This window comes from Peribacillus muralis (assembly GCF_001439925.1).
In the GTDB taxonomy this organism is placed as follows: Bacteria; Bacillota; Bacilli; order Bacillales; family DSM-1321; genus Peribacillus; species Peribacillus muralis.
Genome location: NZ_LMBV01000001.1, coordinates 410,724 through 422,179 on the forward strand (window position 1 = coordinate 410,724; position 11,456 = coordinate 422,179).

The following is an 11,456-nucleotide window of genomic DNA, read 5'->3' on the forward strand; positions in this document are numbered from 1 at the left end:
CGTAAATCGACATTTTCCTCCCTTTTGCTAACTATATTAATTGATTCATCGTTTGACAAAATAAAAAGTTATTCAAAAAAAACACAATATATAGTGGTCGAAATAATTAATGCGACACTATATGTTGATATTTGAGTTTCGCTATGATAAATTTAGGTTACTTGTTAAGCGAAACNTGAGGCTACATATAGATTTTTGCGTCAGCAAGGACGGATTTTGAAACAGATAAAGGAGAGGGAATTATGTCGGTTGTAATAAAAGATGCTCTAAAGGTTGATCTAGAAAGGTTGAATAAGGATATTTCTTTATTTCCCCAAGTACACCCCGTAACGGCTGATATGAAAATGACGCATAAGGGTGTATCCCGTCTAGTCATGCTTGACCGCTATTCTTTTAAGGATACTGAAAAAATCACGCTCTCGGCAGGCGATTTTGTGGTGCTGACTATTAAGGAAGATCCGAAATTCCCGGCACGGGGTCTCGGTTACATCGTTGATATAGATTGGGAAACGAAAAAAGCCAAGGTACTGGTGGATGATGAGTTCCGTGGCGTATTGGATAATCCGGAAGAAGTCGAGACGGGGATTGTAAACCGTCCGTTGGATATCATCGAAAAGCCGCTTGAAATATTTTATGAGCAAATTGCAAAACGGAATGCAACGGGACTGGCTTCAGTGGAAACAACAGAAGAAAAAAGAACGGAATGGTTCAATAAATTTTATCAGGAATTGAAAAACCTTAATTTCGTCCCTGCTGGCCGGGTATTATATGGTGCAGGTTCGAATACGGACGTTACTTATTTCAACTGCTATGTGATGCCATTCGTACCTGATTCGCGTGAGGGCATTTCCGAGCATCGGAAGCAGGTAATGGAGATCATGAGCCGCGGCGGTGGAGTCGGCACGAATGGATCGACACTTCGTCCAAGAAACACACTGGCAAAAGGGGTAAATGGAAAATCATCAGGTTCTGTGTCATGGCTAGATGATATCGCGAAGCTGACACATCTTGTTGAGCAAGGCGGCAGCAGACGTGGTGCACAGATGATCATGCTTTCTGATTGGCATCCGGATATTGCAGAATTCATCATCTCTAAAATGCAAAATCCACGGATTCTTCGTTACTTGGTTGAAAACACGAAAGATGAGGCCATCAAGAAGTATGCGACGGATAAGTTGAAATTCACTGCACATACGGAACAGGAAATGGCCATGTATCAAGGAATTATAAATTTTAAAGAAATTCCTGGGCTGGGTGGATTCAATGAGAAGATCATTAGGGAAGCTGAGGAAAAGCTCCGCACGGGCGGAACGTATAGCGTCCATAATCCTGATTTCCTTACAGGCGCCAACATCTCGATTTGTTTGACGAAGGAATTTATGGAAGCGGCAGAACGAGATGAAGAGTATGAATTACGCTTCCCTGATGTCGAAAGCTATAATGCCGAAGAAATGGCCATATATAATGAAGAATGGCATAAAGTCGGCGATGTTCGCGAATGGGAGAAAATGGGTCATAAAGTTCGTGTTTATCGTAAAATCCGCGCTAAAGAGCTTTGGAACTTGATTAACATTTGTGCGACATATTCCGCTGAACCTGGCATTTTCTTTATTGATAATGCCAATGAAATGACAAATGCGAAGGCCTACGGTCAACAGGTCGTTGCCACGAATCCATGTGGTGAGCAGCCATTGGCTCCATATTCAGTATGTAACCTTGCGGCTGTCAATTTAGCTGAAATGGCTGATAAAGACAATAAAACCGTTGATTTCGAGAAGCTTAAAGTAACGGTCGAAGTCGGTGTACGCATGCAGGATAATGTCATTGACGCCACTCCTTATTTCTTGGAGGAAAACAAAAAACAAGCCCTTGGCGAGCGTCGGGTAGGCCTCGGTGTGATGGGTCTGCATGATTTGTTAATCTACTGTGAAACGGAATACGGCTCTGAGGAAGGAAATCTCCTCGTCGACAAGGTATTTGAAACGATAGCGACCACAGCTTACAGGGCTTCCGTGGAACTTGCGAAAGAAAAAGGCAGTTTCCCGTTCCTGATTGGGTCGACGGATAAAGAAACCGATGAGCTTAGAACACGTTTTACGCAAACTGGATTCATGGAAAAAATGCCGGAAGACATCAGGGAAAGTGTTGCTGCATACGGCATCCGGAACTCTCATTTATTGACAGTGGCGCCTACAGGAAGCACAGGGACGATGGTAGGAGTATCAACGGGTCTTGAACCGTATTTCTCCTTCACGTATTTCCGCAGCGGCCGTCTAGGTAAATTCATTGAAGTGAAGGCCGACATTGTCCAGGAATACTTGGATCGTCATCCGGAAGCGGCAACGGAAGAGCTTCCAAAATGGTTCATTTCGGCGATGGAATTAGCACCTGAGGCTCATGCTGATGTTCAATGCATCATCCAACGCTGGATAGACAGCTCGATCAGTAAAACGGTCAATGCACCAAAGGGATATACGGTCGAGCAAGTCGAAAAAGTATATGAACGTCTATACAAAGGTGGAGCAAAAGGTGGTACCGTGTATGTGGATGGCAGCCGTGACAGTCAGGTTCTAACGCTTAAAGCGGAGGAAAACCAAATGGACGAGCAGCTTGAAATGGACGATTTGACAGAGGTGGAAGTAAAGAAAAAAGTCGTATTGGTCGATACCATTAATGAACTGCGCTCCACAAATGTTACAATTGGTTCGGAAGTGGGCAACACTTGTCCTGTCTGCCGCAAAGGGGAAGTTCAGGAAATGGGTGGCTGTAACACTTGCACCAATTGCGGTGCACAACTGAAGTGCGGGCTCTAAGCTAGACGGTAAGCCGTTAAGGTGATGTTAAAACCTTAACGGCTTTTTTTTGTCATTCATCGAATTCAGAACGAAGACGGATACTACCCCATTCCTAAATCCTCAAAGCAAACCGCTGGTACTCACACACATGGTTTCTGCGAGATATATGTGTGAGTGGCAATGGCTGTTTTCCGATTCAGACTGCACCATTCCATTTCCTTTATTTAAATTACCATTTAAAAACAATCATGAGGATAACAGAATAAAGAAAAGCTAACGGTATCAATTAAATGGCTTCGTTTAAAGCAAAGCCAGAAAAGAATGGAGAACGATATGAAACCATTTATCCCACAGTTAGTTTATATTGAGCCTAAGGCTTTGGAATATCCCCTTGGCCGCGAATTGAAGAAAAAATTTGAGGATATGAATATTGAAATCCGTGAGACCACCTCTCACAACCAAATCAGGGACCTTCCAGGCGAAAATGATTTGCAAAAATATCGTGTAGCCAAATCGACGCTTGTGGTCGGAATCAGAAAAACATTGAAATTCGATACATCCAAGCCATCTGCTGAATATGCCATCCCGCTTGCCACTGGATGTATGGGACATTGTCATTATTGTTATTTACAAACAACACTTGGATCTAAACCGTATATTAGGACTTATGTGAATCTTGATGAGATTTTCGAGGCAGCCGAAAATTATATAAATGAGAGAAAGCCTGAAATTACCCGTTTTGAGGCGGCTTGTACGTCTGATATCGTTGGTATTGATCATTTGACGCATTCATTAAAACGGACCATCGAATATTTCGGGAAGAGTGAATATGGGGTTTTAAGATTCGTAACTAAATTCCATCACGTCGATCACCTTTTGGATGCCGAGCATAACGGAAAAACAAGATTTCGGTTCAGCATCAATTCCCGTTACGTAATAAAGAACTTCGAACCTGGTACCTCGAGCTTCGAGGAAAGGATGGAGGCGGCTCGCAAGGTGGCAGGAGCAGGATATCCGCTAGGATTCATCGTAGCTCCGATTTATCGTCATGAAGGATGGAAGGAAGGCTACCATGAACTATTCGAACGGTTAAGTGAGGCACTAAAAGGGGTTGATATCCCTGACTTGACGTTCGAACTGATTCAGCATCGGTTTACCGGACCCGCAAAAAAAGTAATCCAAAAAAACTACCCTAAAACAAAATTGGAGCTGGATGAAACGAAGCGTAAGTATAAATGGGGCCGATATGGCATTGGTAAATATGTTTATCAAAAAGAAGACGCCGCAGAACTAGAGACCACCATCCGTGGGTATATAGCCGAATTTTTCCCTAAATCGGACATTCAGTATTTTACTTGATCAAGGAGTCTTCAGATAAAATTGTCATAATTCACCCTAATCCCGCTTAAAAATGTAAAGACCGGATTAGGGGAGGGCAGCTATGATTATTGACGGCGTTTTTTCCGGAGGCGGGATTAAAGGCTATGGTTTAGTGGGAGCCCTGCAGGAGTTAGAGGATAAAGGATTTGTTTTTCAGAGCACGGCAGGTACGAGTGCAGGTTCGATAATAGCAGCCTTCGTAGCTGCTGGATATACCGGAAAAGAAATGGAAGAGCTATTTTTTGATATAGATTTAAGCAGTCTCCTCGATAAAAGGCGGGGGCTTTTGCCTATTCCGCTTGCCAAATGGCTCCTGGTATATTGGAAACTGGGCCTCTACAAAGGGGATGCAATGGAGGCGTGGATCGCCGGAAAGCTAGCGGAAAGGGGTGTAGTCACCTTTAAGGACGTTCGTCCGAATTCGCTCCGTATCATAACCTCTGACATTACAAATGGGAAGCTGGTTGTGCTGCCTGATGATTTGCCGAACTACGGCATAAACCCGGTCACGTTCCCGGTGGCCAAGGCAGTAAGGATGAGCTGCAGCATTCCCTATTTCTTTGAGCCCGTCAAGCTTGACGTCGGAAAAAGCACAATCCTATTTGTCGATGGAGGAGTGTTGAGCAATTTTCCGATGTGGTTATTCAATTCGGATCATGTAAGGAAAGAACGGCCGGTCATAGGCTTGCGCCTAAGTGTCGATGAGATATGGAAACCGCATGAGGTGGACAATGCGGTTGAGTTGTTTTCAGCCCTGTTCAAGACGATGAAAGATGCCCATGATGCTCGATACATTTCAAAAAAGCATGTCCAGAATATCGTCTTCATCCCGATGAAGGGGATTTCCGCGATGGATTTCAACCTGAATGATGAAAAAAAGATTGAACTGATTAATCGGGGCAAACAGCACACGAAAGAATTCTTAAAGCAATGGACTTATTGATGAACACACAAAAATCGGGCTCTTAAAAAGAAGCCTCGGTTCTGTAGGCAAACTCGCTGGAAATGGAGTTTTGTCTCCAGTTTTTTATGTTTTGTATAAGGCTCGTTCCTTGCCACTGCAGGCGCTTCCTTATCCGAGGCGTTCCGCCCGCGGCGCTTTTAGCGCCTGTGAGGTCTCTTTTTCCTTGGACGCGCATTCATAAGAAGGAGTATCGCATCCTTCGTTTTAAACAACTTTAACAAACTCAAAGGGAATTTCAAAAGGGGTTCGGAATAATTCCGAACCCCTTTGTGTACAAACTGAACCGTGCTGTTAAAAAGAAGCCCGGTTTTTCTTTTTGTTCTTTTTTCCTTCGATGACGGTTAGATGGCTATCACTTTTTTTTCTCACTTTTATTTTTTTTGAAGATTTTGCTGCAGAAAAGCTAGCCACATTATCCTTTTTCGACGTTCGGCTTTTTAGCCTTTTTTTCGATTGGCGAGCAGCTTTCTTGAATGCTTGCTGCTCTTTTTTAACTGGTTTACCCTTTGTTAATCCGGTATAGATCATATAAATAATCCCTGCGACAATGGCTATTATGATAATGTTCCTAAAAAAGCCAATCGGGTCATTAAATAGTCGGCTCAATAATCCGAGGACTCCGAGGGCGATGATTCCGTATATCATGAAAGATATGAAACGTTTCAACAAAGACACCTCCTTAAGAGCATCATAAGCATTTTTTGCTTATTTTAAACATTCTTCATGTAAAATATTTCGAAAAAATGAAGATTATTCCCTTAGGTAGTATATGTTTTTGCATGATCAAATTGTGTATTGGATTTTACACGATAACATCCGACTCTAACCTTTTTTCTGTCTCTTTTTCCATTCTTAACAATTCATGGAAGGAAGCCAATGCGACTTCGACTTGATCGTCGGTGGGAGCCTTGGTCGTCAATAACTGAAGCCAAAGTCCAGGGTAGCCAAGATAGCGCAGCACAGGAATATCCTTTAATTTGTTCGTTGCCTGCAATACCTCGAAGGCAATGCCGAGTACGACGGGGATAAGTAAAATGCGATTGACGACACGAACCCATAATGGATCGATTGGTACGAGCAGATAAACAAACATCCCGACAATGACTGTAAATAAAATGAAACTGCTGCCACAGCGATAATGAAGGCGGGAACTTGCCTGCACATTTGCCACAGTCAATTCTTTTCCGTTTTCAAAGCAATTGATCACCTTATGCTCGGCTCCGTGATATTGAAAGACTCGCTTGATTAATGGCGTCAAGGAAACTACATAAATATATACGAGCAGTAAAATCAGCTTGAACAAGCTTTCCACTAATACCTGAGCCGTATGTCCGGTGAAAATGGGTTCTGTCAATTTGGCGAGGAAGACAGGAATCAAGGTGAAAAGCAATTTCCCAAATAGGAAGGAGATCACTCCGATCACGGCAACGCCTAGCCAAAGGCTTAATTTAGAGGGTTCTTTCGTTTCTTGTTTCGTCTCTTTTTGTTTTTCCCCGTCTTCTTCTTCATACTGTTCTGTGGAAAAATTCAGATGCTTCGAACCGGTAGCACTGGATTGAATCAATGAGACGATGCCCCGTAAAAACGGTATTTTTTTCAAAAGCTTTACGGCTGGCTTCGATTCACGTGGTAAATGATAATAAGCGATCGTTGAATCTTTGCGGCGGACCGCAGTGACTGTGTGATGTTTGCCGCCGAACATGACGCCTTCCACAACAGCCTGCCCTCCATAAACGGGTTTTTGGACCTCAGACATTTCTACACCAACCTAATAGTTATTCACGTAGCGCTCTCATGGGTTGCTAACATGTTTATTATCAAGCATTACAAGGATGAGGCGCTCCTTCCATAAAGGAACCGCGCCTTTAATTCCTGCAACGCTTTATGAATGATGAATCACAAGAAAAAGAAGCGTCCTGTGTACAATATAAATTTCAACAGAGGGTGCATATAATCCTTTGTTGAAAGTCCATTATTTATGATTTAATCATACAGAATAAATCGAAAAACCTCTAGTGATTCTCCTCCTTAATGATAAAAAAAAATAGTTCTATTTAACAAGGGGCATACTACAAGCGGAGGTGTTTGATATGTCAGCAAATGAACATGGACAAAATCAACAGGAAAATCAAAGCGTGTTGATCTATAACGCATTAATTATCGGTTTTGTTGGAGGAGCGGCAGCCAGTCTTGCCGGGATGATCGCACACTATGTCAATTTCATGGATTTCAGCCCCAGATTCATCCTAACTTCTTGGTCGAATATGAAATGGATCGATCACTGGCTCGGTGTGTTGATGACCGTCATCTTGTTCGGAATCCTATCCGTGGTGATTGCTTTACTATACTATGCACTCTTTAAAAGGGTGAAGAGCATGTTTTCAGGCATTATTTTTGGCGTGGTTTGCTGGGCTTTGTTGATCTTTGTTTTAAAACCGATGTTCTCCGATTTGCCAGCCTTTTCGAAAATGTCCACAAATACGATCATAACAAGTGTTTGCATTTTTATTTTATACGGTCTTTTTTTAGGCTATTCCATATCATACGATCATCAGGAATATATCCGTGAAAAAAACAAAGCCCAAAAGCAGCAGGAAAGCTAAAGAAACTTAGTTGTAAAAAAGTAGTAAGACAATTTGTAATTATGGTAGAATGTTGAGGGAAAGCATTCTTTGAAGTATGAGCAGGTGTTAGGTGATGACAAAAATCTTATTAATCAATGGTCCCAATTTAAATCGATTAGGAAAGCGTGAACCAGCACATTATGGATCCTCGACGCTTGCGGATGTAGAAGCCATTTTACAAAATCAAGCTGCAGGGATGCATGTGGAATTCACTTCTTTTCAATCTAACCATGAAGGAGCGATCATCGATAAGCTCCATTGGTCAGAGGATCATGGGATCGACGGGATTATTATTAATCCTGGAGCTTTTACTCATTATAGCTATGCGATTCGTGATGCAATTGCCGGAATTGATGTTCCAGTTGTCGAAGTGCATATTTCGAACATCCATGCCCGTGAGAGCTTTCGGCATGATTCAGTGACCGCACCAGTTACGGCTGGGCAGATTGTCGGCTTGGGGATACACGGATATGAATTGGCCTTGCAGGCGATCATAAAGATTGCAAAGGGGAGAAATTGAATGGATAAACTTATGAGCTTAAGAGCCTCAATGGAAAAAGCGGGCATTGATGGTTTCTTGATCACCAGTACATATAACCGCCGGTACATGACCAATTTTACGGGAAGCGCAGGCGTTGTCCTGATTTCCCAAAATGAAGCGAAATTCATCACGGATTTCCGATACGTGGAACAAGCAGGCAAGCAGGCAACCGGCTATGAAATCGTCCAACACAAAGGAACCATCATTGAAGAAGTCGGTAAACAGGCTAAAATAATGAATATTGATACACTTGGGTTTGAGCAGGAGCATCTGACTTTTGCGACCTACAAGGCTTACGAGGCAGCTGTTGAAGCCAAACTTATGCCTGTGTCTGGAGTTATCGAGAATTTACGCTTGATAAAGACTTCATCAGAGATTAAGATATTAAAGGAAGCGGCTGCTATTGCCGATGCTGCCTATACACATATCCTCGATTTCCTCCGTCCAGGCATTTCGGAATTGGATGTATCCAATGAACTCGAATTCTTCATGAGGAAACAAGGAGCAACTTCTTCTTCCTTTGATATTATTGTTGCATCCGGCAAGAGGTCGGCACTTCCACATGGAGTGGCTACGGATAAAATCATTGAAAAAGGCGATTTCGTCACTTTGGATTACGGGGCATATTATAATGGGTATGTATCTGATATCACACGTACATTAGCAGTTGGCAAGCCAAGTGAAGAACTTATTAACATTTATGACATTGTTTTGGAAGCGCAACTGCGTGGAATGGCTGGAATTAAACCAGGCATGACGGGCAGGGAAGCGGATGCACTAACTCGTAATTTAATTGAAGAAAAAGGATTTGGACAGTATTTTGGACATTCGACCGGACATGGCATCGGTCTTGAAGTTCATGAAGGTCCAGCATTATCCTTAAGGTCTGATATCATTCTGGAACCAGGTATGGCCGTAACCGTTGAACCAGGCATTTACCTACCGGGTGTTGGCGGGGTACGGATTGAAGATGATACAATCGTTACAATTGAAGGTAACGAAGCACTTACTCATTCAACGAAAGAGTTAATCATTCTGTAAACATGTACATGTAGGAGGACAAATTTATGATTTCAGTAAACGATTTTCGCACGGGTGTTACGATTGAAGTAGATAACGGAATTTGGCAGGTAATCGAGTTCCAACACGTTAAACCTGGTAAAGGCGCAGCTTTTGTACGCTCTAAGCTTCGCAATCTACGTACAGGCTCGATCCAAGAGAAAACATTCCGTGCCGGAGAAAAAGTCGCGAAGGCACATATCGAAAACCGCAAGATGCAGTACCTTTATGCAAGCGGAGATAGCCATGTATTCATGGATAACGAAACATATGACCAAATCGAGCTTCCGGCATCAAGCATCGAACGCGAATTGAAATTCCTAAAAGAAAATATGGAAGTGCATATCATGACGTTCCAAGCTGAAACACTTGGGGTCGAGCTTCCAAATACAGTAGAACTAGAAGTTGCGGAAACTGAACCTGGAATTAAAGGCGATACATCTTCAGGCGGAACGAAATCAGCTGTCCTTGAAACAGGCCTCTCCGTTCAAGTTCCATTCTTCATCAACCAAGGTGATAAATTATTGATCAATACCAATGAAGGTTCATACGTATCACGCGCATAATTACTGAAAGGCCGAGACTCATGTCTCGGCCTTTCAGTTTGTAGGAAAAGGGGTTCGGAATTATATTCCCGAACCCCTTTTGCCGTTCGTTTTGAAGATTAACGTAAAATTATGATAAGCTGCCAGCTTGACCTTTAAGCCCCTTAAAATAGTCCAACGCATAGCACGCTTTTCTTTTGCATCTCATATCATTTCTTCGTTTCGCATAGCTCGGTTTTATATTTTGATGATCGGATTCCACTTCTGGATATTCCAATTTCTTTATCACTTGTTCAACAAATGGCTCTAAGATTTGACTGTCATGTATCTCCAGGTGACGTAACCGTTGGGATATTCGCCCGCATGAAATAATTCAAACTACATATTAGCCACTTAAAAACCAAATAATTCACTGGCCACCAGTTGATTTAAAGTAATCATATCAGGTTGACTCGGTGATTAAAATCATGTGTAGAAAGCATACTAATTTCTTCAAGCTTTAATCACTCTATTTTTAAAGAATTCAGGAAAAAAGGTTGTAAAACCAAGTTGATTGGAGTGGGAATTGAGACTCCTGAGGGAATGCAACGATCACATCAAGATTGTCCAAAACTGTGGTCTGAATTTCTACCTTCATTCCCCCGCAAAGTGGAATGAAACGGTCTAAGGTACAGTTACTCGCGAGTTTGGGCTTTTGCAACGAATTTGAGGTGGATTCTCATAAAAATTGCCCTTTAAACACACAAATGGGGCCATTTCTCGTCAAGTTCTTGCCTTACTCCCGAATTCGGCCCGGCTTCTCCGTATAATTACTGCTTTCTTTCACCATTTCGGAGCTTTACTCGCGAGTTTCGGTTTTGCTTCGAATTTGAGGCGATTCCTCTTAAAAACCTTGCTTTTCACATGCTTTTTGTACCGTCCCTCTCCAGCTACATGTATGTGGACAACAGGATTACAATTCCCAAATCTGTAGATGTAGGTAAATGGAAACTCTATCTTCTTTTTCACCTTCACCCAAAGTGGAATGAAACGGAGGGTGCGAGACTCCTGCGGGAAATGCGCGTCTACGTGAGACCCCGCAGGCTCAAAGCCGAGGAGGCTCACGGACCGCCCGCGGAAAGGGAGCGCCTGCAGTGTAATGAAACGGTCTAAGTACAGATTCTCCAAAAATGTGGGTGTTCAGCGGTCTAAATTAGTATTCACACAGAGTTGATTGTAACGGATGGTGCAAAACACTCCTACGGGAAATGCGCGTCTTCGTGCGCCTCCGCAGGCTGAAAGCCGAGGAGGCGCACGGACCGCTTGTAGTGGAAAGTAACGGTCTAAATTAAACTCAAAACTGGCGTGCAACAGAATGCAATTTTTGCTTTTACGCAAAATAGAAGGAAAAGCTCAACTACTATCGCGTTTGTCTACAATTGTGGCCGAGATTAATGTCTTGGCCTCTTTTTTTGCTTTTTTTTACTAGTCCCGTAAACATTCAATAAATGCCCAGTTTCTTTAATAGCTTGGCATCATTAATGAAGGACCGGCATATATTTTATTGAA

At 42.6% G+C, this 11,456-nt stretch carries 9 protein-coding genes; 7 read left to right on the plus strand and 2 right to left on the minus strand.

All coding sequences use genetic code 11. The annotated features are described in order from the left end of the window. Positions 1-242 precede the first annotated feature (242 nt). From ASU00_RS02000 to ASU00_RS02010, 3 genes are all read left to right on the plus strand, one after another. On the plus strand, positions 243-2,813 hold the full coding sequence (locus ASU00_RS02000) for a vitamin B12-dependent ribonucleotide reductase (protein ID WP_057911759.1): 2,571 nt from the start codon (positions 243-245) through the stop codon (positions 2,811-2,813). A 315-nt stretch (positions 2,814-3,128) separates the two neighbouring features. Then, entirely contained in the window at positions 3,129-4,154 is a 1,026-nt protein-coding gene (gene splB, locus ASU00_RS02005; RefSeq protein WP_057911760.1) for a spore photoproduct lyase, read from the plus strand. 82 nt (positions 4,155-4,236) lie between these two features. After that, entirely contained in the window at positions 4,237-5,118 is an 882-nt protein-coding gene (locus ASU00_RS02010) for a patatin-like phospholipase family protein (protein WP_057911761.1), read from the plus strand. Positions 5,119-5,430: 312 nt separating this feature from the next. Here the strand turns inward: ASU00_RS02010 and ASU00_RS02015 are convergent, their stop codons facing one another. After that, positions 5,431-5,805: an SA1362 family protein gene (locus tag ASU00_RS02015; RefSeq protein WP_057911762.1), complete on the minus strand. Its 375-nt coding sequence runs from the start codon at positions 5,803-5,805 to the stop codon at positions 5,431-5,433. 136 nt (positions 5,806-5,941) lie between these two features. After that, positions 5,942-6,895, minus strand: a complete 954-nt coding sequence (locus tag ASU00_RS02020; RefSeq protein ID WP_057911763.1) for a DUF1385 domain-containing protein — start codon at positions 6,893-6,895, stop codon at positions 5,942-5,944. A gap of 334 nt (positions 6,896-7,229) precedes the next feature. Between ASU00_RS02020 and ASU00_RS02025 the strand changes: the two genes are divergently transcribed. From ASU00_RS02025 to efp, 4 genes are all read left to right on the plus strand, one after another. Then, the gene (locus tag ASU00_RS02025) at positions 7,230-7,742 is read left to right on the plus strand and encodes a YqhR family membrane protein (protein ID WP_057911764.1); all 513 of its coding nucleotides are present in this window, start codon (positions 7,230-7,232) and stop codon (positions 7,740-7,742) included. Between the two features lie 94 nt (positions 7,743-7,836). Continuing rightward, complete coding sequence (aroQ, locus tag ASU00_RS02030; protein WP_057911765.1) at positions 7,837-8,283, plus strand: type II 3-dehydroquinate dehydratase; 447 nt, start codon at positions 7,837-7,839, stop codon at positions 8,281-8,283. Beyond that, entirely contained in the window at positions 8,284-9,345 is a 1,062-nt protein-coding gene (locus ASU00_RS02035; RefSeq protein ID WP_057911766.1) for a M24 family metallopeptidase, read from the plus strand. 26 nt (positions 9,346-9,371) lie between these two features. Continuing rightward, entirely contained in the window at positions 9,372-9,929 is a 558-nt protein-coding gene (efp, locus tag ASU00_RS02040) for an elongation factor P (RefSeq protein WP_034308328.1), read from the plus strand. Positions 9,930-11,456 lie beyond the last annotated feature (1,527 nt).

Excerpts from the sequence above, each read along its gene's own strand:
- aroQ (WP_057911765.1), top strand. The coding sequence starts at position 7,837 with ATGACAAAAATCTTATTAATCAATGGTCCCAATTTAAATCGATTAGGA.
- splB (WP_057911760.1), top strand. The coding sequence starts at position 3,129 with ATGAAACCATTTATCCCACAGTTAGTTTATATTGAGCCTAAGGCTTTG.
- ASU00_RS02000 (WP_057911759.1), top strand. The coding sequence starts at position 243 with ATGTCGGTTGTAATAAAAGATGCTCTAAAGGTTGATCTAGAAAGGTTG.
- ASU00_RS02020 (WP_057911763.1), bottom strand. The coding sequence starts at position 6,895 with ATGTCTGAGGTCCAAAAACCCGTTTATGGAGGGCAGGCTGTTGTGGAA.
- efp (WP_034308328.1), top strand. The coding sequence starts at position 9,372 with ATGATTTCAGTAAACGATTTTCGCACGGGTGTTACGATTGAAGTAGAT.
- ASU00_RS02035 (WP_057911766.1), top strand. The coding sequence starts at position 8,284 with ATGGATAAACTTATGAGCTTAAGAGCCTCAATGGAAAAAGCGGGCATT.
- ASU00_RS02010 (WP_057911761.1), top strand. The coding sequence starts at position 4,237 with ATGATTATTGACGGCGTTTTTTCCGGAGGCGGGATTAAAGGCTATGGT.
- ASU00_RS02025 (WP_057911764.1), top strand. The coding sequence starts at position 7,230 with ATGTCAGCAAATGAACATGGACAAAATCAACAGGAAAATCAAAGCGTG.